General features: G+C 70.5%; 4 protein-coding genes (1 of these 4 only partly in view). 1 reads left to right on the plus strand and 3 read right to left on the minus strand.

Features of this window, described 5'->3' with window-relative positions:
- On the plus strand, window positions 1-18,216 hold the 3' portion of the coding sequence (locus IM770_RS05800; protein ID WP_203580185.1) for a hypothetical protein. Its footprint begins 13,053 nt before the window's first position; 18,216 of the gene's 31,269 nt are visible here — the last part of the coding sequence; the start codon falls outside the window, past its left edge; the stop codon is at window positions 18,214-18,216.
- Between the two features lie 67 nt (window positions 18,217-18,283).
- Here the strand turns inward: IM770_RS05800 and IM770_RS05805 are convergent, their stop codons facing one another.
- The 3 genes from IM770_RS05805 to IM770_RS05815 all read right to left on the minus strand — a co-directional run bounded on the left by IM770_RS05805 (window position 18,284) and on the right by IM770_RS05815 (window position 24,189).
- Complete coding sequence (locus IM770_RS05805) at window positions 18,284-18,778, minus strand: nitroreductase/quinone reductase family protein (RefSeq protein ID WP_203580186.1); 495 nt, start codon at window positions 18,776-18,778, stop codon at window positions 18,284-18,286.
- A gap of 312 nt (window positions 18,779-19,090) precedes the next feature.
- Entirely contained in the window at window positions 19,091-21,181 is a 2,091-nt protein-coding gene (locus tag IM770_RS05810; protein ID WP_203580187.1) for a YhgE/Pip domain-containing protein, read from the minus strand.
- The gene (locus IM770_RS05815) at window positions 21,178-24,189 is read right to left on the minus strand and encodes an MMPL family transporter (RefSeq protein ID WP_203580188.1); all 3,012 of its coding nucleotides are present in this window, start codon (window positions 24,187-24,189) and stop codon (window positions 21,178-21,180) included. The genes IM770_RS05810 and IM770_RS05815 overlap by 4 nt, the downstream gene beginning before the upstream one ends.
- Window positions 24,190-24,301 lie beyond the last annotated feature (112 nt).

Genomic DNA, 24,301 nt, shown 5'->3' on the forward strand with positions numbered 1-24,301 from the left:
GGCGCGACGTATGCCGGACAGGTCACCAGCGGACTGTCCGCCTCGGCCACCGCCAACTCGCACAACACCGCTCTCGCCGACGCATCGGAGATCATCTCCATCGGATTCGGTCTGAGCGTCGCCGTCGCCTATGCCCGCGCCGAGGTGGGCACGGCGACGGAGGCCGCGCTCGGCGGGGCCATCGTCTCGGGAGCCGTCACGATCTCCGCCATCTCGGATGACGACGCCACCGCGAACGTCGGCGGTGTCTCCGGCGGCACGCTCGCCGTGCAGCTGCTGCAGCCCGACGCCCGCTCGCAGGGTGACACGCGGGCCTACGTCGGCAACGGCAAGACGGTTTCGGCGAGCTCGCTCACGATCACCGCGACGGCGACCCCCGACGCCGTCACCGATGCGAAGATGGTGGGCCTCGCGGCACTCGCCAGCATCCTCGTCACCAATCCGGTGTCGCGCGTCGGCGGGACCACCGAGGTCTTCATCGGCGACAACGAGACGGTGACCCTGGGGTCGGGTGCGATCACGATGACCGCGAGCCGGACCGCCGTGTCGACCGCGACCGCCACGCGCATCACGGTCGCGCCGATCAGCATCTCGTTCGTTCATCTCGAGGCGTACACGGCCGGACTCATCGCCGCGCACATCGACGACCGGGCGGACGTCACGGCCGGATCTGTCACGATGACCGCGGGCGGCACCAGCAGCCCGAGCGTCTCCAGCGCTGCGGTGGGCGTGTCGCTCATCGGCGGAGCCGGCGTCGAACTGCACGCCGAGGACACGACCACGACCGCGGCGTACATCGGACCGAAGGCGGGCACCACCGCCGCCGACCCGGCAGACCCGACCAGCGTGACCACGACGGGGGCGGTCACGGTCACGGCCGCGCACACCTCTCAGCCGCTCGCCTCGTCCGCATCGCTCAGCGTCAGCCTCGGCCTCGACATCGCCGGCACGGACGCGACGGCGGTCTCGTCTCCGACCGTCCTGGCGTACCTCGGAGACCAGGCGCAGGTGAACGCGGGCAGCGCCGCGATCTCGTTCGTGGCCGCCGCGATCGCGGTGGCCGTCGCCGACGCGAAGGGCTTCGGCCTCTCGGCGGGCGCCGCAGCAGGGTGGACCACGTCGAACGCGACAGTGGCGCCGACCGTCAAGGCGTACACCGCCGGCGGCGGGTCGCTGTCGGGCGGCCTCGTGGAGCTGGTCGCGCGCGCCAACGTCGATGCGGCGGGCAACCCCCTCTCGCCGAGCTACATCTTCGGTGCTATCAACGACGACAACGGCGCCATGTCGGATGCCGCCCAGATCGTCGCGCCGGCGTTCGCGCGAGCGACGCTGGGAAGCATCGGTCTCGGCGCGGGCATCGGCGGCGCCGAGGCCAAGGCGACCAACTCGCCGGTGCTGGTCGCCGGCGTCGGCGGCGGCACTCAGATCAGCGCCTCGTCGCTCCTGCGCGTGCTCGCCCGGTCGTTCGGAGATGCCCAGGTCGACGCGCTCTCGCTCGCGGCAGGCCTTCTCGCGGGCATCGGCGTCGTGATCGGCACCGCGACGTCCGGTGGCAGCGTCGACGCGTACTTCGACGGAACGTCGGGCGCGATCCAGAGCGCCACCGTGACGGCGCGTGCCGACGCGCGTCCCCGCATCGAGGGGCGCTCGGCTGCAGGCTCGGTCGGGCTCGGGTTCACCAGTGCATCGCTCAAGGCGATCGCCTCGGCGGCCGTCACGACACGGGTGGGCGGTTCGCTGCAGACGGTTGCCGACGCGACCGTCCTCGCCGACGCACGGATCGCAGTGTCGGCGCTCTACAAGGCGATGGCGATCTCCGTGCTGGCCTCCGGTGTCGGCGGTTCGGTGACCGCGATCGATCAGACCGTCACCGCGTCCTCGATCTCGGGCACCGGGCTCGTCCGCAGCACGCTCGGGAACGCGTCGGTCCTGGCGTGGCACAACTTCGACGGCGCGAACGACATCGTCGGCAACGCCGTGAGCGCCTCCGCCGGTTCGGTGACGTTCTCGATCGGCCTCGCCATCAGCAGCGTCAGCATGCTGGCGCAGGCTCACGCCTCCACGACCGCGACCGTGGAGGCAGGTGCCACCCTGGCCGCGGCGTCGGCCAGCGCCACGCTCAGCGCCCGCTCGTACAACTCCGCGAGCGCGACGTACAAGCGCACCCAGGGTGCGTTCCTCGCGAACATCGCCCCCGACGCCGATCCGACGGCCGACGCCTCGGGTACGACGCGTGCCGACCTCCTCGGCCACGTGCGTGTCGGGGCGGGAAGCGGAGCGGCGACGCTCGTCGTGCTCGCGAAGGCCAAGGATCTGTCGTTCGCGGGCATGGCGAACGCCGGTGGCGGACTGCTGTCGATCAGCGACTCCTCGTCGACCGCGACCGGGACGCCCACCGTCGCCGTGACGCTCGGCGGGCCCACGTCGGTCATCATCGCCTCGGGTGACATCTCGGCGAAGGCCGAGAGCTTCAACGATGCCGACGCGGCCACGTCGAGCGGCACCGGCGGTCTGCTCAACATCAACCTGTTCGGCGCCTCGGCCTGGATGAACCCGACGGTGCGGGCGACGATCACCGGCGGAGCGTCGATCACGAGCACGACCGGCGGCATCACCCTCGACGCGACGAGCAACGTCAAGCCGGCGGATGCCTCGGACGGCACGTTCGACGGAGCGGCGGTGTCGTCGAACACGATCACGTTCAGCAAGGTGCACAACGCATACGACGGTCAGGCCGTCATCTACCGGTCGCAGGGCGGCACGATGATCGCGTCGAACCTGGAGGGACGCACCGTCAACGTGATCGTGACCGGCGCGACGACGCTGATGCTGGGCGTGACCTTCATCTTCGACGACCCCTCGACGCCGGAAACGGTCGAGGGCGCCACCATCGACCCGGCGACCGACATCATCGACTTCGGCGGGCGTGCGCACAACCTCAAGACCGGCGACGTGGTGGTCTATCAGCCCGGCGGCGGGGCCATCGGCGGTCTCGTCGCGGGTGGGGTCTACAAGGTCTACGTGATCGACGTCTTCCGCATCAAGCTCCAGTCCGCGTCTGTCGACGTCGTGCACCCGCCGCAGGTGATCACCGGAGGCGACATCGACGACACGGACGACCGGATCTCGGGCGGCTTCAGCAACGGGCAGTACGTCACCTACCACACGGCGCCGCCCGCGGGCCTGTTCTCGAGCGCGGCCGTCGCGGGCAACGTCATCAACGTGGGCATCGACCAGGACGGCAACCAGTCGATCGATGACACCGTGCCCACCAGCGGCACCCGGGTGTACTACACCGCCGCCGGCGGGAGCGCCATCGGCGGGCTGTCGAGCGGCACGTACTACTACGTGATCCGCAACGACGGCCAGCACCTGCGCCTGGCGACCACCTACTGCCGCGCCGTCGGGATCGACGAGCACGGGAACGGGTGCCAGTCGTCGCCGGCCGGCCTCGGCGGCAACGACACCCTCGGCGGCTCGGTCATCGCGATCGGCCTCACCGCCGACCAGACCGCGAACGGAAAGCTCACGCGCCACCGCCTGGACGCCGACGGCGACTTCGAGATCGGCAACCTCGACGACGGACGCGGCTACTACGTGGTCGGCGCGAACGGCTCCACCTTCCAGCTCTCGCTGACGCTCGGCGGCACTGCGATCAACCTGACGGACGGCGGCGGGTACCCGCACATCTTCCGCGTGGAGGGCCTGGACCTCACCGGCGCCGGCAGCGGCGAGCAGCGCCTGGTCCTGCAGCTGGCCGCCGGGACCGGCGTGCAGAAGCTCGACGGGATCGGCGGCCCCTCCGGCGCGGCGAGCTCGAGCGACGGCGTCGTCTCGGCCACCGCGGCGGGCGGCGGCGGCGGTGCGATCAACGTGTCGACGGCATCCTCCGACGCCACCACGACCCTCGTCATCTCGGCGACGGTCGAGGCGGGGGCCCACGTGAAGGGTGGCGACGTCAGCATCACCACGCACGGCACGGCGCTCGCCAAGGGCGTCGCGGGCAACGCCGGCGGCGGTGCGATCTCGATCGGCGACTCGGCCGCCCGGGCCAAGACCACGGTCACGAACACCGTCACCGTCGCGGCGGGCGCGGTGGTCGAGGCATCCGGTGACGTCCTCGTCGCCTCGCACAGCGACCTGCGCCCGCGGGTGTACGCCAACACGCAGCAGGGCGGATTCGTCGGCGGATCGTTCGGATCGACCACCGCCTGGGCGGCATACGACACCAAGACGGTGACCGCGGGGACTCTGCGCGGTGGCAACCGGGTCGCCGTGGAGTCGCACACCTACGTCGATGGCTTCGCGGACTCCATCGCCGACGTCGGCGGCCTGGGGGCCTCGGCCGAGACGGAGGCGAATGTGTACGTCGGCATCGGCGACGACAGCGCCGACACGACGACCGAGGCGGGCGGCGTCATCACCGCGCGCCACGTCCGCATCGGCGCGTTCGTCGACGCGATGAAGGCATACGCGCACACGAAGACGTACGCGATCGCGCTGGGTGCCGACTCCGATGCGGACTCCGAGATCGCGATCGAGGGCTACACCCGCACCTACCTCGTCGCGGGCCTGCAGCTGACCGGCCACGTCGACACGTCGATCCTCGCCGAATGGCTGGGCGTCGACCTGAACGCCGATGCGTTCGCCGAGTGCGATTGCGGGGGCGGCGCCACCGACTCCTACGCCCGCATCTTCGAGATCCGCAACCTCATCGGCCCCGCTGATTCGCCGGTCGAGCCCCAGGCGATGCAGGCGAAGGTGATCGGCCGGTCGGGCGCGACCATCACGACCTCGGACCTCACTGTTGCGGTCAACGACCAGATCGCGCAGCTCCGCCGCCACGCGACGACCTCGGACGGGCTCCTCGATTTCGGCAACGACGGCGACGACAACGGCACCAATGCGACACTGCGCCGCGACATCTTCTGGGAGAGCCGCGTCATCATGCTCGGCGAGCCCAACCCGGTGCTCGAGGTCGCCGCCGACGGCACGATCATCGCCATCTCGAACGTGCGCGTCTGCGACGACCAGGGCCACTGCTTCGAAGACAACCCGTTCACCGACACGCACACCACGGGCCAGCTCACCGGCACCACGATCACGGTCGACGACATCGTCTACGACCACGGCGCTCAGGCGCGGTTCCTGGCGAACAGTCTGGCCGGCGTGTGCGGGCCCCACGACTGCGGTCCGGTGGGTGTCATCTGGGGCGGCGTGGGCCGGTTCGAGTTCCAGCAGACGTGGGACTTCGTGCGGATCCTCAACGCGTCCAGCCTGAATCTGGTGACCAACATCATCGATGTCGTCAACACCCAGAACCCGCCGCGCATCGACATCCGCGTGGACGACATCCGCGACAACGGCGCCGCGGCGAACGTGTCGCTCGCAGAGGACTCGCCGAACACGACCTTCGACTTCGACATCGAGTACACCTTCCCGCCGACCGAGGTGAAGGTCCACAACACATGTGCATTCGTGTGCCCGGTACGTCAGCCGTTCATCCGCCTCGACGATTACATCGAGAACCCGCTGGGAAGGACGTGGATCCACAACGCGTCGGGGGACATCCTGTCGGGGTCCGGCCACGAGCTCATCCGCACGAACGTGCTGACGCTCGACGCACCGCACGGGAACATCGGCCACCAGAGCCCGACGCACGCCAACCCCGACCCGGAGCGGAACCCGATCGAGGTCGAGCTCGTGGACTACATCCACCCCGACGACGACTTCTGCGGCGGACCCGGCACCGGCCCCTGCCGCAAGCTGCCCGGCGTGACCATCGACGCCGGTCGCGACGCCGTGGTCGATCTGACCTACTTCCGGCGCATCGACCCGGCGCAGATCGCGCTCGGAACGCCCGGGACGATCGTCATCGACCGGGTCCGTGCCGGCGACGACGTCGACGTGGTGCTCAACGACTCGAAGAACGGCGACGGCCAGACCGGGCTCGTGCTCGTCGTCGTCGACCTCTACCACCCGTCGATCCTGTCGAGGTACTACCACTACGCGCTGGGCTCGGGTTACGCGCCGGCCGTCAACGACGGCAGCTCTTACGACCGGAACCTCTGTGCGGGACCGTATCCGGGCAACTGCGGCACGGGTTCAGGCTCGTACGAGACCCACTTCCGGCCCGACGTCTCCGACCCCGACCTCGCGCACATCCTGCGCGCGCTCGGCACAGACGTCGACGGCGAGATCGAGTCCACCTACGACTTCGCCGACCTCCGCGCGGGCGACGACATCGACGTGTGCCATGTCACGACCGGCGGCCAGGAGCCCAAGACCTGCTTCACCACCAGCATCGACAGCGCCACGCACGGCGTGATCGCCGACAGCCCTGACACGACGGTGCACATCGTCGCGCAGGTCGACTCCGCCTGGACCGGCGGCGCCGGCCACACCGGACCGGTCGACGACCCGGGCATGGTCTCCAACGTGTCGCAGATCTTCCTGCGCACGAACGGGAACATCACCGCCACCGAGATCGTGGGCGACATGCTGGTCGGCCACATCCACTCGACGGACGGCGACGTCGTGCTGCACTCGCCGGCGCGGATCCTGGATGCCGACGGCCGGCCCACGATCGACGTCACGGGCGTCAACATCACGCTGTACGCGGGCGAGGCCGGCGTCCTCGGCGGGATCGGCACTCCGAGCAACTGGCTCGAGATCAACACGGCGGTGAATCAGCCGAGCGGCGTCTCGGGTGGCGTGCTCAAGGCCTACGACACGGCGGCGGCGCTGGGCGGGGGATCGACCGAGGGCGTCTTCCTCGACGAGCTGACCGGCGACATGCCGATCTGGGAGATCTTCACCGGCGGCAGCTCATCCCTTGCGACCGGGAACGTGGGTCTGCGAACAACCGCCGGCAGCATCCTGAACGCGAAGGTCGACGACCAGCAGGACAACGTCCGCGGCGACTCGGTCGACATGGATGCCAACGGGGGGTCGATCGGCCTCGTGTCGAAGGACGTCATGGTGGACTCGGGCCGCGCGCCCCCGTTCGGCTGCACCTACGTCAACTGCGCCGACAACCCCGTCACCGGGGCATCCGATCCCGCCCTCGCCGCAGCCGGCGACGATGTCGGACTCGAGGCCACCGGCGGCATCCACTACACCGAGACCGACTCCTCCCTGCGGCTCGTGCTCGCGCACTCGCTCACCGGCAACGTGCGCCTGACGGTCCGCGAGACGGCCGACCTCGACGAGGACCTGTACCTCATCCACAGCGGCACCGCCCGCTTCGCCGAGTCGAACACCCGTGGTCCGAACAGCGATGCCGACGCTCCGCGCACCATCCCGAACGGCACCGTCTTCGCCGAGACCGGAAGCGTCGAGCTCCGTGTCGGCGACGATGTCACGCTCCACCAGAACAGCCAGATCCTCGCGAACCTGTCCATCGACATCCGCGGCGATTTCTTCCAGGCAATCGGTGCGAGCTTCGGCCTCGAGGGCGCACCGCTGAGCGAGTACGGCACCTCGATGATCCTCCGCGGGCGCGTCGTCGCCGACTGCAGCGTCGCCGCCGGCGGACCCGGCGACGAGCCCATGGGCGTCTGCAGCCCGTCGACCGCGAACCCCGTGGCGGGTCGGCAGACTCACGCCTGGGGCAACGGCGAGGTCGACGTCGTCCAGCTCGGCGACCGCTCCGGCCTCGACATCAGCCAGCCCGGCACGAAGACGACGTGGGGCAGCCAGGGTTACATCTACCTCGGCGCCAAGACCACGATCCATGGCAATGCGACAGCTGCCTCGAACACGTTCGACGGCGAGGACGAGATCACCGTCTGGTACCTGCAGTCGATGAACGTGGTGACGAGCCCGACCGGCCTGCAGTCCGGGACCGGCGCCGGTCACACGCTCAACCTCGACGGCCAGGGCGAGACCGACCACTACTCGATCTACACCAGCGGCAGCCACGGCAGCATCCGCAACTACGTCATCAATGTGCTCGACACGGGGCTGGCGAACCAGGGCGTCGACGAACTCGACGTCTACGGCTACGACAACGCCGCGCCGGGCTACAACGGCGCGAACGGGGCCACCGACGACATCTGGCTGCTGCGGGCCCTCACCTGCATCGACAACGAGTCGCCGTTCGCGCTCAACGCGGGCGTTCCTGCGACATGCGCGTCGCCCACCGAGGCCGCTGATCACCCCGCCTTCATCGCCCTGCTCGCCGGCAACGGCAACGCCGACGGGGGCATCGGGCTGTACCGCGATCGCACGGCCGGCAACGAGCCGAGCGCGTCCGTCCAGCGGATCAACTACGACCGGGCGCTCAACGGCCGCATCACGGTCTTCGGCATGGGCGGCAACGACGCCTTCTACGTCGACGACACGCAGGCGACCATGACGCTCGACGGCGGCGCCGGCAACGACGCGTTCCAGATCGGCCAGATCTTCGGCACGCAGCGCGACGGGCAGGCCGCGCCCGAAGGCGGCGCGCTGCTCCCGGCCGACACGTTCCCCGTGCTCGTGCCGACGACGCGCGGCTGGCTGAGCCCGGGCGCCCATGCACCGCTGCTGGCGACGGGCGGCACCGGGAACGACCGGTTCGTCGTGTACTCGAACCAGGCCGAGATCCAGCTCAACGGCGACGACGACAACGACCTGTTCATCGTCCGGGCCTTCGCGATCGCCGCCGTCTGCGACCTCAGCGCCGACAACGACGCGGACTGCGATCTCGCCGACGTCGACTTCCGCCCGGCCGGGGGAGTGTTCCCGCAGGTCAACGGCAGCGCGCTCCACCCCGTCACGGGCCTGCCGACGCCGAGCTGCACCGGCACCGGCTACCTCCGCTTCGACAACAACGGCGACGGCACGTGCAACAACGCCGACGCCCACGTCACCTACAACCACCACGACGGCTCCAACGTCGACCTGGATCACACGATGTGGCAGGACGACGTCATCCCGCTCGACCAGAACGGCGTCGCCGTCCCGGTCATCGGCCTCGGGTTCTCGACGAACCGGCCGCTCGATATCCGCGCCGGCGGCGGCGAGGACGAGGTGCAGTACAACGTCAACGCGCCCGTGAACGTCGACGGCGGCACCGGCTTCGACAAGCTGGTGGTCCTCGGCACCGAGTTCGCCGACGACTTCGCGATCACCGACAAGGCGATCTACGGCGCCGGCCTGAACGTCAGGTACACGACGATCGAGGTCCTCGAGGTCGATGGCCTCGAGGGCGACGACCAGTTCTTCGTGCTCTCGACGGCCTACGGAGTCGCGTACCGGGTCATCGGAGGGCTCGGCAGTGACCAGATCTCGGTGGCCGGCGATGTCACGAGCGACATCGTGACCCGCGAGCTGGAAGGCCTGTCGGGCGCCGTCGACCACATCGTGCGCTCGAACGACCCGCGCTACGACGGCATCGTCGTCGACGGCGTGCCGTACAACCTCGCCACCGGTGCCTCGGGCCTCGTCGTGATCCGTGAGGTCGGCACGTCCACGAGCGTGCGGGAGGCTGCGGCCGGCCCGATCGGGCAGACCGCCTACTACGAGGTCACCCTCAGCCGGGATCCCACCCTCAACGGCGTCAACAAGCATGTCTACGTGTCGGTCTCGGCCGCGGCATCCCCAGACGAGGAGGCGCGTGACACGTTCGACAACCCGACCGGCTTCGGCCTGACCGACGGAGCTGCCGACACGATCTGGCTGTGCGTCGACAGCGGGCCGGTGTACGGCGACCAGTGCAACAGCGAGGCCGACTTCCAGCGCCACTACATCCGCAACGGGCAGATCGTCGACGAGGCCGGCCGTGCGGTCGTCCTCACATTCGACGGGACGAACTGGAACTCGCCGCAGCGCGTGTACGTCCGCGCCTACGACGACGAGCGCTCCGAGGGCGATCGCACCGTCGTCGTACAGCACTCGGTGATCAGCGACAACCCGCTCTTCCACGGCACCGCCGTACGCCAGGTCAACGTCCGCGTCTACGACGACGACACCCCGGGCGTCTACGTCACCCACGTCGAGCCGGGGACGAACGTCCTCGACGACCGCGGCGTCGTGATCGAAGGCGACACGAACACGACGCGCCGGACCGACGACGTGCTCGTGCAGCTCGCCAAGGACCCGTGCCCGAAGGACAACCCCGCGTGCGGACTCGTCATCACCGTGAAGATCACGATGGATGCCGACAGTCAGAGGCTCCTGCAGATCGACGACGACGCGGCCGAGGCGCTGCTCGGCACACGCTGGACCAAGTTCACCGACCCCGACGGCGGCACGCACTACGAGCTGACCTTCGACCACTCGAACTGGAACGTCGCGGTGCGGCTCACGCTCATCGCCCGGCCCAACCCGGACGCCGGCGACCCGACGACGGCGGTCATCACGTGGGGCCAGGCGAACGCGACGAACGCGTACCGGTTCCCGAACCTGCGCAGCGGCACCCAGCGCACCGACGTGCTGGTGTACGACGACGAGTCCGCCCAGGTGGTCACGATCCCGACCGGCACCGACAGCGTGGTGGTGCAGGGCGGCGCGAACGACGAGTACCTCATCCGGCTCACCACTTCTCCCACCGCCGACGTCAACGTCGCGATCACGCCGGACGGCCTCGTCGACGTGGTGAAGATCGGGGGAGTGGCTGTCACGCCGCTGGACTACGTCGAGATCGGCGGCGACATCCCGTCGCGCCTCTTCCTCGGCTTCCTCACCTTCGCCGGCAACACCGTCAGCCGTGCCAACGGCAGCGACACCGGCAGCTTCATCGACGACGGCATCGTCGCCGGCATGCGCCTCACCTTCGGCGCGTGCACCGGCGTCTACACCGTCAACGCCGGCTCGGTGACGGCGGGGTCGTTCACGGTCACCCCGGCCCTCGCCTGCGGTGCCGTGCCCGTGGGCGGCACCACGATCAACGCGCTGACCTACCGCGGCAAGTGGAGCGGCGCGCTCGCCGCCTCGCCGACCCAGGTCGCCGGTGACGACAGCGTGCTGCGCTGGCGGATCACCCGCGCCGGCGGCGGCTGGCTCGCCGACGGGTTCCTGGAGGGCCAGTGGGTCAAGGTGTGCGACGGCTTCGGACACTGCGCGATCGGAAAGATCCAGAACATCCGCGGCACGAACGCGGCTCGCGACGAGCAGCTCGAGTTCGGCCTGTCGCTCTGGGGTGATTCGTTCGGCAGTCTCGTCGGCCCGGTCACCGTGACGCGGATCGCCGCGCAGGCCGTCTTCACGACGTCGAACTGGATGACCGACCAGCGCGTCGAGCTGCAGGGCGATGCCGGCTACTACCAGCCGCTCATCCGCCAGGGCGTCAAGACCTTCCCGGCGTCCCAGCACCTCTTGACGCGGCTGCGCGGTCCGCTCGCGGTCGAGGGCGGCGTGACCGGCGCCGACCGCTCGCTCGAGCTCGGGCTGAAGCTGCCGGGCGAGCAGGATGGTCCGCTGTTCGCCATCGCCGCGCAGGCCCCCGAGTCCAAGCAGATCGACGTCCTCAACATCTACGGCGACTCCAGTGTGGCGAACAACTGGGGTGTCATGACCTCGACGACGCTCCGTGGGCTGGGCATGGCCAGGGACCTCGACTTCGGCGCCTCGTACGGCGGCGCTCAGGGCGAGACCTTCGGCGAGCCGCAGATCTTCCCCGGCGGCATCAGCTTCGGCTCGGTCTCCTTCGATGGGACGAACTACTCGACGGATGCCGGCAAGTCCTCGATCGAGGTCATCAACCTGTTCCTCGGCTCTGGCAACGACCGGCTCGACGTGCAGGGCACGCTCCAGCCCGACGTTCCGGTCAAGGCGGTCGGCGCGGTCATCGTGACGGCGCAGGGCGGGGGGATCGGCATCCCGAGCGGAACGACCCACCGTCTCTCGCGTTCCGTGCCGTTCGACTTCAAGGCGCAGGGCTTCCTGGTCGGCCAGACGATCACCGTCAGCCAGGGCGGCCACGTCACCCGCTACCTCGTCAAGGGCTTCGGCGACGACGACCCGGGCGACACGACCGACAACACCGTGATGTACCTCGCGTTCGTCGACGACGTCCTGGCGTCCACACCGGTCGCGATGGTCACGGCATCCGACGTGCCGGTCACCGTCACCGTGCCGGTCACGATCGCGGGCGGCGCGGCGGGCGGCAGCGTCACCCGGACCTCGGGCAGCTTCGTCGCCGACGGGTTCGTCGCCGGCCAGCTGGTGCGCATCGCCGGCATCGACGGGCAGTGGCGCCTCATCGGCATCTCTGCCGACGGCCGAACCCTGACCCTCGACCGCGGCGACGTGCTCCCGAGCCGGGCGCTCGCGCCGCAGAACCTCTTCGTCCCGGGTCCGCACGGCGGTCTCACCACCATCCACGGCGGCGGCAACTCGGCGATCCAGACCGTGTTCAGCATGACGCGATCCGCGGTGGCAGGCGGCGGCCTCCGCCTGACCCGGCTGGACGGCGGCAGCTGGACGTTCAATGGCCGGTTCGCCGGCAGCGGCTACTTCGCCGGGGACCCGTACCTCCACGCCTTCCAGCACGTCCAGCTCGCGGGCGAGACCTTCACCCGGATGATCCTCGGCTTCGAGGACGCCGACTGCCTGGCGCTCGGCATCACCGACCCGTACCCCGGCTGCGGGAAGAGCGCGATCATGATCCTGAGTGCGCCGCTCGTCCCGACCGGCGCGCCGGCGGGGACGGTGCTGCCGACCGGCACCGCGAACACCGATGTGAGCGTCGTCGCCCCGCTCAAGATCGAGACCGCCACTTCCGTCGAGGTGCACACATCGAGCCTCGTGCGGTCCTCGGGCAGCTGGAAGGCCGACGGTTTCCGTGCCGGCATGCAGGTGCGCATCAGCGGGTTCGCAGGCCCGTTCACGATCTCCGCCATCAGCGACGACGGGCGCACCCTCACCCTCGCGAACACGGCGTTCGCGCCGAGCGCGCACCTCAACGCCGCGGGCATCGCGATCTGGCACTCGGTGCTCCTGACCGTCACCGGTTTCGACGCCTCGCGCAGCGGCGGCCTGCTCATCGGCGGCGATCTCATCACGGTGTGCAACCGCGCCGCCGACGCGCTGCTGTTCAAGATCGCCAAGGATGCCGACGGTATCGAGAACGACCCGGTGCGCTGCGACGAGACACGCACCGCCGGCCCGGGATCGCCGCTCGTCGTCTACGGCGACACCTCGCAGGACGGCGTCTGGTATTCGGGCAACCCCGGCGACACCCTCGGCATGGAGTTCGGGCCGAAGCCGTTCGACCCCTTCACCCACATCCCGGACGCCGAGAACGAGGACGACGAGTGGGTGTTCGGCCTTGCGAACCCCTACGACTACGCGGGCAACGACATCATCGATGCCTCCGGCCTGTTCGCCGAACTGCCGCAGAACCTTCTGCCGACCGTGGGGCTGACGATCTACGGCGGCCTCGGCGACGATCTCGTCATCGGCAGCCAGGCGGGCGACCACCTCGCAGGCGGCTCGGGCGACGATGAGATCCGGGGTCAGCGCGGAGTCGACCACATCTACGGCGACTCCGGCATCAACGTCGACGTGCTCACGCGTGCGCTGCAGATCGCCACGGTGAACACCAGTCCGCGGCCGTCGGTGACCGGCGCCGGCGTCATCTCCAACGGCACCACGATCATCCCGGCTCCGGGCGGAGTCACCGGCATCGTCGACGACCTGCAGGTGCCCGGCCGCGATCTGATCCACGGTGAGGGGGCGCCGGGCCTCGGCCTCGGCAGCTTCGTGGTCAACGCCGGCGGTGCACCCGAGTACGCCTACGCCGACATCATCTTCGGCGACCACGGCGCGGTCGACCAGGATGTCGCCGACCCCAACCAGCCCGATCCGCGCCTGCAGAAGATCCAGACGACGACGCTGGCGTCGGTACTGCGGATCCGCAGCGTCCGCCTCGACAAGGGCGACGACGACACGGTGTTCGGAGGGCTCGGCCAGGACGTCGTCGTCGGCGGCGCAGGGGACGACATGGCCGACGGCGACGAAGCCGACGACCTCGTGTTCGGCGACGCGGTCGACCTCCTGCGCACCGTCGGCGACTGGACGAGCCTGCGGTTCCAGACGCTGTGCGGCACGCTCCTGTACAGCCGCAGCGACATCACCGATGCCGCCACCCTCTGCAACGGGCTTCACCCGGTGCCCACCGAGAACAACTCGGGCGTCCTGCTCGTCGACGGCACGCCGCGTGCCTACCGCGACCCCGACGGCGCACCGTGGTGGGCCGAGTACGACGTGAAGAACCTGTATCACGACCTCGCGTCCGACAAGGGCGACAAGTGGGCCGGCACGTGGGGCAACGACTACCTCGCCGGCGGGCAGGCGCACGACATGCTGTTCGGCGGCCTCGGCGACGACGTGATGCAGGGCGACGGCGGCATCGACGACGCGCACCGCCGCATGATCGACGACGCCCGCGTCGCGTGGCACGTCGGCGCCAGCCGCACGCCGCTCGGCTGCGTGGGTCCGGCGGGAGCGATGGTGTGCGACTACACCGGCGTGCTCGTCGTGGTGCCCTCGTTCGAGGCGACCACCGACGGCGAGGACTATCTCGAGGGCAACGCCGGCAACGACGTGATCTTCGGCGGCCTCGGCCAGGACGACATCGTCGGCGGCTCGAGCGACTTCTTCAGCCTCGTGACCCCCGACCTGCGCCCCGACGGGCTGCCGAACCCGGCTCTCAACTACCAGCCGGGCCACGATCGCGGCGCCGACATCCTGTTCGGCGGGGCCGGCTCGCGGATCGGCATCAACGAGCAGACGACGGGTGGCGGCGCGATCGCGAGCACGCCGGTCACGGGCGGGTCGCTCGCCGACAGCACCGTGGCCGCCGACATGGATGCGCGCGACGCCGACACGATCGTCGGCGACAACGGCCGCATCATCCGCATCGTCGGGGTCAACCGGCAGGACGGCATCGCCGGCATCGGCATCGGGCAGACCACCGCGGCCCAGGCGCCCGGCAACTACGTGAAGTTCCAGTACGACCTGAACACCGGCCCGCAGCGCCTCATCGTCCGTGGCGTCCACCTGCTCGACTACACCGTCGGCGGCCCGGACTACAAGCCCGAGAACTTCGGCCTCGGCGTCGGCTCCGACTGCAACGGCTCGCCGACCCAGCCCACGTGCTCGCTCGTGCTCGACACGGCGACCGGCGCCTGGAAGGCGCCGTGGTCGAACGGCCAGGGCCAGCCGATGCCCGCGCAGATCGGCGGCCGCGACGAGGTCCACGGCGAGACCGGTGACGACACGGTCTACGGCGGCGCCGACCACGATGCGATCTACGGCGACGCGCAGAACGACGACCTCATCGGTGGCTGGGGCAACGACTGGATCTCGGGCGGCACGGGCTCCGACGGCATCCTCGGCGACGACGGCCGCATCTTCACCAGCCGCAACCAGGGTTGCTCTGTCGCCTCGACCGCAGTGTGCGTCGAGTACGCCGAGCCGCTGTACGGCGTCCTCCGCCTGCGGACGGTCGACCCCGACACCAAGACGAGTCAGGGCGATGTGCTGGGCGAGTTCATCTACACGCCGGGCCAGGTCCAGACCGCCACGATCAACGTCGCAGGCGAGCTGGTGAAGTCCGTCGACCTCACGGTCTACAACCTGGGTCCCGACACGAACCAGAGCCAGAACCACGTGGCGAACCAGCCCACCTTCGACGCCAACAACTCCGACGACATCATCTTCGGCGGCTGGGGCGGCGACTGGATCCACGGCGGCGCCGGAGACGACGCGATCAGCGGCGCCGAGGCCATCGGGGTCGGCGGCACGAGCGGCTACGCGCAGCACTTCGACGCCGATGGCGACCCGATCGGCCTGGAGTACATCGACTTCGCCCACCCGTGGAACCCCGGCGACGTGCTGCACTTCGGGGCCGACACCAACCCGTGGCACGCCAACAACCACAACGAGTTGCGGCTGGGCGAGTTCTACCTCTACAACGAGTACGACCCGCGCCGCGCGATCCGCTTCGGCGCGGCGGGTCAGGTGTGGGGCTGCACCTCGTACTCGCCGAGCGGCCACACGTGCACGGGCAGCGCGCCCATCGCGCAGTTCCCGAACCAGTTCTTCCTCAACAACGAGGACCTGTTCGGCAACCACGTCACGGCCTGCATCGCCGTCGACAACCAGGGCAACTGCACGCAGACCACGACCACGCAGCGCTCCGACGGCAACGACGTCGTCTTCGGCGACCTCGGCAACGACTGGCTCGTCGGCGGAACCGGGCAGGACACGCTGTGGGGCGGCTGGGGCAACGACCTGCACAACGCCGACGACGACCTCCACTCCGGCTGTGTCACCTCGCAGCCGAACGGCACCTGCACGCAGACCGGTGACACGTGGCTGAACGACACCCCGGACGGCGTCAACTCGAGCTTCCAGGACCGCGCGTTCGGCGGTGCCGGTCTCGACATCCTCATCGGCAACACCGGCGGCGACCGCCTCATCGACTGGGTAGGCGAGTTCAACAGCTACATCGTGCCGTTCTCGCCGTTCGGCATCGCGACGGTGAGCCGCCAGGTCGAGCCGCAGCTGCCCCAGTTCCTCTACGCACTCAGCCGCAGCCAGGGCGTCGACCTGACCCGCTGGAGCGACGAGGGCACCGAACGCATCCGCAACGGCGAGCCTTACGGCGAGCTCGGGCTCATCACGCAGCACGACCACGGGCAGTGGCAGACGCAGACGGGCGGTCCGACCGACCCGCAGGCGGGCAACATCCCGGGCGGACGGCGCGACACCCTGCGCGGCGCGGACTTCAACGACAACACGATGCAGGGCTTCGCGACAGACTCCGGCGTCTTCACCGTCCAGCAGGGTCTGCTCAAGGTGACCGCCGCCGACAGCAGCGGCGACGCCGTGGCCGTGTGGTACGCCGACGCCTACAAGAGCATCTACTTCGAGCTGTCGGCGAAGATCTCGATGGACAAGCCGACGGCCGGGTGGAAGGCCAATGCGTTCGTCGTGTTCGACTACTTCGGTCCGATGGACTTCAAGTTCGCCGGGATCGACCAGTCCACCAACAAGGTCGTCATCGGGCAGCGTGCCGCCTGGGGCTGGGCGCCTCTCGCCCAGGGCACGGTGCCCGGTGGTGTGAAGGCCGGCACGTTCTACGACCTCAACGTCGTCATCAACGGCCTCATCGTGACCGTCACGATCAACGGCAAGAATGCCCTGTCGTACACGTTCGCGCCGCGGATCCTGGGCGGCGACCAGGTCGCCCTCAACAAGGGGCTCGTCGGCTTCGGCTCCGACCAGGCGCGCGGACTGTTCGACAACATCGCGCTCACGGTCATCGCCCCGGCCATCACCGTCGACCGCATCGAGCACTTCGACATCACCCCGCAGACCGAGACCTCTGCGCAGGTCGGCTCGTGGGCGCGGACGGCCGACGGCCGGTATCAGGGGACGGCGGATGCCTCCGGCCGCGCGATCGCGCTGGTCGGGGTCGTCCCGCCCGGCGAGACGACCGTGAAGCAGTTCGATGCTTCGAGCTACGTCGAGCTCGAGGCCCGTCTGCGCGCGATCGGCGTCACGGGTTTCGTGTTCGACTGGTACTCGGCATCCGATCACAAGTTCGTTGCCATCGATGTCGCCGGCCAGCGTGTGATCATCGGCCACGTCGTGCGCGGTGTGCGCACCAACGACCTGGTGATCAGCCGGGCGATCGCGGCCGGCGCCGATCACACGCTCAACGTCGTCCTGAAGGCCACGGTGGTGACCGTGACCCTCAACGGTCAGGTGCTCGCGTCGTTCGCGTACAACTCGCCGCTCGGTGACGGCCGGCAGGGCGTGTTCGGACTCGGTACGGGTGTCGTCGCCTCGGTCGACGAGTACCGGCTGAAGACCGACGACGACCTCTACATCAGCTCGGCGCCGCCCCTGCAGACCGTCTCGATGAACGACGTCGCCGTGACCGAGGGGGCGGCCGGCACGACCAAGACCGTCACGATGACCGTCACGCGCTCCTCCGGCGAGGGTTCGCTTTCGCTCGCCTGGATCGCGCAGCCGGCCGCCACCGGCGACACCGCGGTGATCGGCACGGCCGCGGGCCCGGGCAGGGACGTCATCGGCGCCGCCTCCGGCCTGGTGACCTTTGCGCCGGGTCAGACCACGGCGACGATCACCTTCACGGTGATCGGCGACGCCGTCTCCGAGAGGAACGAATCCTTCGTCATCGCGTTGCAGCCGACCAGCGCTGCCAACGTCAAGCGCTCGCGCGGCGTGGTGACGATACTGACCGACGACGGGTGACCGTCGCCGGCGCCGGCGGGTCGGGTCCCACTCTCCCCCGAGGGGTCCGACCCGCCGGACATGGCGCCTACCGCGCCGGGGCCAGCACGACGACCGGCGTCTCGCGCGTGCGCAGCGCGGCGTGGGCGTCGAGATCCGCGCCGCCCTCGAGGGTGCGCCAGGCCGCCCACAGCCGCTCGCGCTCGCGCCCCTTCGCCTCGCGGGCGATCACCTCGCGCGAGCCGTCGGGGAGGTCGACGGACGCCGCGGGTTGCGCCTGCAGGTTCAGCCACCACGCCGGCGGCGGGTCGCCCCAGCCGTTCATCGCGAGCGTCACGAGGTTCTCCCCGTCTTCGAGATACGCGACGATCGCGACGCGCGGGCTGCCGGAGCGCCGCCCGACCGTGTGCAGGCGCATCATCCCGTAGACGGCGGACGACGGATGCCGCAGCCCGACGCGTCCGCCGGTCACCCGGTACAGCGCACGGTGCACGACCCACGCCGTCCGGATGAACCAGCGCGGCGGGATCCGCGCCGCCGAGCGCGGCGCAGGGGTCTGGTCCGGGGCCTGGCGTGGGGTCACCGGCGCCGGCGAGCGCGGCGCCGGGGTCTGGTTCGGTGCCTCGCGCGGGGAATCCGGCGCCGGGGCTGGGCCGGGGGTGGGCTCGGTGGCGTTCACGACTCCGATCCTGAACCCCGGGCCCGCGCCCGGCAATCGGTCGATCGGCCCGAGTCGGTCGTCCGATCGGACGAGGCGCGGCATCGGCCTTCACCTGGCGCAACACGCGGGATCGCGCACGGCATCCCGCGTGTCGTGACAGCCGAAGCCGCGCCATGCGGCCGGCACGACGGAGCCCCGGGCGCTCGAGGCGTCCGGGGCTCCGTCGTGCCGCGGTCAGGCCGCGACGGGGGTCGCCTTCAGCAGGGCGCGTGCCGTGGTGGTGCGGCGCTGTGCGACGGCGAGCATCGTGGCGGCCAGCGCCAGCAGCGTCCACACCACGAGTCCGGCGATGGCCGCGCCGAGGCCGGACGCCGACGTGAGGGCCGCGACCATGCCGTTGTAGGCAGGGGTCGTGGGCATGAGGCCGGCGAGGCCCGAGAGCACGCCCGGAACCGTCGAGACGATGCCGGTGGCGACCGCGAACACGCCGATCAGGGCGGCGATCCACCGACCGGCGCCGCTGAAGACCGCCACGAGCGCCTGGTTGACGGCTGCGAACGCGATGCCGGCGACCACGCAGACCACCGCGAACACCGACCATTCGCTCCACGAGTACGATGCGGCCAGTTGCACGACGCCCGCGACGAGCAGCCCCTGCAGGGCGCCCAGTGCCGCCGCCGGCGCGTACGAGCGCAGGGCGAGCAGCGCGGACGGCTGACGCGAGGTGAGCGCGCGGCGCGACACCGCCTGGAGTGCGATGAACGTGCCGAGCGCGCCGAACCACAGCGCCAGCGTCGCCAGCAGCGGCACGGCCGACGCGCCGAACAGCGAGGTTCCGACGCCCTGGGCGGCGACCGGGTCGGACACCACCGACGCGAGATCGGTCGCCTCCTCGTCGGTGTACGAGGGGATGGAATCGGATGCCGTCGCCAGCCCGCTCGCGAGCTCACCGGTGCCGTCGGCGAGCTGGGCCACGCCGTCGGCGAGACTCGTCGCGCCGTCGGCCGCCTGCGTCGCACCGGAGGCGAGCTGCGACGCGCCGTCGGCGATCCCGCTGGCGCCGCTCTGCAGGCCGGTCACACCGGTCGCCAGCTGGCCGGCACCCGCCGCGGACTGGTCGATGCCACCCGCGAGCTGGCCGATGCCGCCGGCGAGGGTGCCGACGCCGGCGCCGAGCTGGCGGAACTGCGCAGCGAACTCGGCCGTGGCGCCGGCGTTCAGCTGGGCGATGCCGTCCGCGGTGTACTCGGTCAGCGCCACCGCGCCGGGATTCTGCACCGGGTCGGTGCCGTTGAGGATCGCGGACGTCTTGCCCGCGGAGGCGACAGCGGCTCCCAGCTTCGCGCAGAAGTCGCCGGGCTGGGCGCAGGAGGCTGCGAGGGTCTGGAGGGCCTCGAAGTTCGCCTTCGCCTCCGCCGCTGCGGCAGCGGTCGCGGCGTTCGCGCCGCCCGCGACCTGCGTGAGTTCGCTGGGCACGATCCCGCTCTGCTCCAGCGCCGCCGCGCCGGCGTTCGCGCCGTCCGCGATCTGCTGGGCTCCGGCGGCCGCCTCACGCGTCTTGTCGGCGAGGGTCGTGAGGCCCGACTGCAGCGCGGTCGCACCGCCCGCGACCTGGCCCGCGCCGCTCGCCAGCTGCGACGCGCCGCTCGAGAGCTGCGAGCTGCCGTCGGCGAGCTGCGAGATGCCGCCGGGCAGCTGCGAGGCGCCGTCGGCGGCCTGGGTCGCGCCGTCGGCGAGCTGAGACGCGCCGTCGGCGGCGGTGCCCAGCTGTTCGCCGAGCGTCGTGAAGCCCAGGAAGACGTTCTCGAGGTAGACGGTCGACAGCTCGGTGCCCATGGTCGACGCGGCCGCCGAGGCCACCTGCGCCGTGATGGCGTCGTCGACGATCAGGCTGTCGGGGGGAGTCGTGACCTCGATCGTCGCCTGCTCCGGCACCTCGCCCGGCTGGGTCGACGTCGCGGCGGCCGAGAAGTTCTCGGGGATCGTGATGACGGCGGCGTAGGTGCCGTCGGCGAGGCCGGCCTCGGCATCCTCCGCGTTCGACAGCGTCCAGCTGAGGTTGCTGTCGAGGTCGTCCGAGCCCTCGACCAGACCCGCCGTGAGCTGGCGGCCGAGCGGCACCATCTGTCCGTCGATCGTCACCGGCTCGTCGTCGTTCACGATGGCGGCGGTGAGGTTGTCGAGGCGTTCGACCGGGTTGTAGAGCGCGGCGACGAGGATGCCGCCGATCACGACCGGGAGCAGCAGCACGCCGATGAGCGTGAGCCAGGTGATGGGCCGGCGCGAGCGCGAGCGCTCGAGGGCGGTGGTCCAGTGGGCGGTCATGCGTTCACCTCTGCGGTGGTGGTGGTCTGAGTGGTCGCCGAGCGCAGCGCGATCGACGTCACGTCGGTGCGGTGGGCGTCCGCGAGCAGCGCGAGCGACGCGCTCTCGGTGCGGGAGGTCACGATCAGCGTCAGCCGGGCGGTGTCGTCCACCCCGCGCAGCGCGCTCGCCGCGTCGCGCAGCACCGCGGCCGCCTGATCGCGCTCGGCCGCGTCGAGCGCGTCGACGCCTTCGATGACGACGAGCGTCGCCTTGCCGGCGAGCGCCCGTCGCAGCGCGGCCACGCGATCGTCGCCGTCGCCGAGGAGGGCGACGCCGACATGAGCCCGCACCCAGGCGGCGCGCTCGGGCAGCAGGTGCCCGGCGACGCGCAGCCGGCCGTCGGTCGGCGCGACGCGGGCGGCCATCGTGAGCGCGAAGGCACGCGTCGCGCGAGGGTCGCCCGTGGCGATGAGCGTGCCACCGGGCTCCACCCGGAAGCTTGCGTCCTCGAAGAGCACGACCTCCCCCACCGAGCCGCCGCCGTCGGCCCGCACCGCGACGCCCTGGCCGACGACCGCGGCGGTCGTGTTCGGCTCGGGCCAGTCGGCGAGCGACAGTTCGCGCTCGACCGCCTCGCCCTCGATGTCGAAGTGGGGGAGGATCCGCTCGAGCCAGCGCGGCATCCACCACGCCTTGTCGCCGAGCAGCGCCATGACCGCGGGCACGAGGGTCATGCGCACGAGGAACGCATCGACGGCGATGCCGACGGCGAGTCCCAGCGCGATGGGCTTGATGGACGAGTCGCCCTCGGGCACGAACGCGGCGAAGACGGCGAACATGATGATCGCGGCGGCCGTGACCACGCGAGCCGAGGCGGTGAAGCCCGAGCGGACGGCACCGATCGCGATGTCGCGGCGGCTGCGCGTCGCGTGGGCGCCGGCCGCGCGGCGCGCGTGGACGTAGTCCTCGCGCATGCGGCTGACGAGGAACACCTGGTAGTCCATCGCGAGGCCGAAGAGCACGCCCATGAGGATGATGGGCATGAAGCTGATGACGGGTCCGGTCTTGTCGACGTGGAGGAGTTCTGCGCCCCAGCCCCACTCGAACACCGCGGCGACCACGCCGAACGACGCGGCCACCGAGAGCAGGTAGCCGAGCGCGGCCTTGATCGGCACCCACACGGATCGGAACACGATCATCAGCAGCACGAGCGACAGGCCGACGACGAACACGCCGAAGGGCAGGAGCGCCGCACCCAGCCGGTCGGAGATGTCGATGCCGACGGCGGTGAATCCGGTCACCACGAGGTCGACGCCGTACTCGTCCTTCAGCTCGGGCGCCAGCGCGCGCAGGTCGCGCACCAGCTGCGCGGTCGCCGGGTCGTCCGGCGCGGTCTCGGGAACGATCTGGACGAGTCCCGTGTCGGCGGTCTCGTTCGGCGTCGCGAGGGCGACCTCCTTCACGCCCGGGACCTGCTCGATCTCGTCGGCCAGGTCGGCCATGAGGCCGAGCGGGTCGGTCGACGTCACGATCGTGCCCGTCATGATGAGCGGGCCGTTCGCGCCGGGGCCGAAGTGCTCCGCGGTGAGGTCGTACGCCTGGCGTGCCTGGCTCGACTCGGGCTGCTGGCCCGCGTTCGGGAGGGCGAGGGCGAGGCTCGCCGCGGGGATCGCCATCACCCCGAGCGTCAGCACGACCGCGATTGTCGTGATCCAGGGGTGGCGGGTGACGAGCAGGACCCAGCGATTGGTCCGCTTCGTGGTCTGGTGAGGCTGGCCGGCGGTTTCGAGATCGCCTTGGTTGCTTGGCAGTTCGCGCGCTTTCGCGACCTCGGTCGGCGCTCCCGCGCGCCCGTCGGTGTGCGTGGCGTCGGGTCCGTCCAGGGGGGAGGAGGCGGCCAGGTTGCTCGACGTGGCGGCTTTCGAGGAGGTCGAGGCAGCTGCGGCTGCGGCAGCGCGGCGGGGAGAGGCGAGGGGGAGGCCGCGGGCCTTGCGGCCGTGGCCCCAGCCGGCGACGCGGTGCTTCGCGAAGCCCAGGAGGGCGGGGGTCAGGGTGAGGGCCACGACGACGGCGATCGCCACCGCGACGGCCGCCGCGATGCCCATCGTGGTGAGGAACGGGATGCCGGCGAAGCCGAGGCCGATGAGGGCGATGAGCACCGTGATGCCGGCGAACACGACGGCCGAGCCGGCCGTGCCCGTGGCGCGTGCTGCGGACTCCTCGGGTTCGACGCCGGTGCGCACCTGGTCCTGATGTCGGGCGACGATGAAGAGGGCGTAGTCGATGCCTACCGCGAGCCCCAGCATGATCGCGAGCATGGGGGTCGTCGACGACACCGACACGAACGCGGTGGCGACGAAGATCAGGGCGATCGCGAGACCGACGCCGATCAGCGCGGACACGAGCGGGAACCACGCCACCGCGAACGAGCGGAACGTGACGATCAGCACGAAGAGGGCGATGAGCACGCCGACCGCCTCGATGATCGAGAGCGCGGGGACCGACGTCGAGAAGAGGTCGCCGCCCATGGCGACCTGCGAGCCCTCGGGAAGGGTCTCGCGGAGGTCGTCGGCGACGTCTTCGAGCCCGGTCTTGGTCGCGTCCGAGACGTCGGTCGCCTGTCCGTCGAACTGCAGGCGGATGATCGCGGCGGAGTCGTCGTCCGACACCATGCCGGTGACCATCTCGTTGAACGGGTCGGTCACGGCGATGACGCCGTCGAGGTCCTCGAGGTGCGCGACGGTGTCGCCGATCGCGCCGGCGTAGGGATCCTCGTCGATCTGCTCGCCGTCGGCCGCGACGATCACCAGCTGCGCGCTGGTGCCGCTGGCCTGCGGGAAGCTGCGGTCGAGCAGCTCGATTCCCTCTTGCGCCTCGGTGCCGGGGATCGAGAACGAGTTGTCGGTGCCGCCCAGGTGGGGGATCGCGAAGCCGAGGGCGACGCCCAGCAGCAGCAGCCACGAGACCAGGACTCGCCAGGGGTGGCGGTAGGTCCAGCGGCCGAGCGCATACAGAAGGGTCGACACAGCGCCTCCGGATTACGGGTGAGTGGTTCGGGTTCTTTCGATACAGCGCTGTATCGGATACATGAGTGTATCGTATGGCGGGGTGCGGTCCCGAAACTGAGTAGTGCGTGTG

This window comes from Microbacterium hibisci (assembly GCF_015278255.1).
Taxonomy (GTDB): domain Bacteria; phylum Actinomycetota; class Actinomycetes; order Actinomycetales; family Microbacteriaceae; genus Microbacterium; species Microbacterium hibisci.

Excerpts from the sequence above, each read along its gene's own strand:
- IM770_RS05810 (WP_203580187.1), bottom strand. The coding sequence starts at position 21,181 with ATGACCGCCCACTGGACCACCGCCCTCGAGCGCTCGCGCTCGCGCCGG.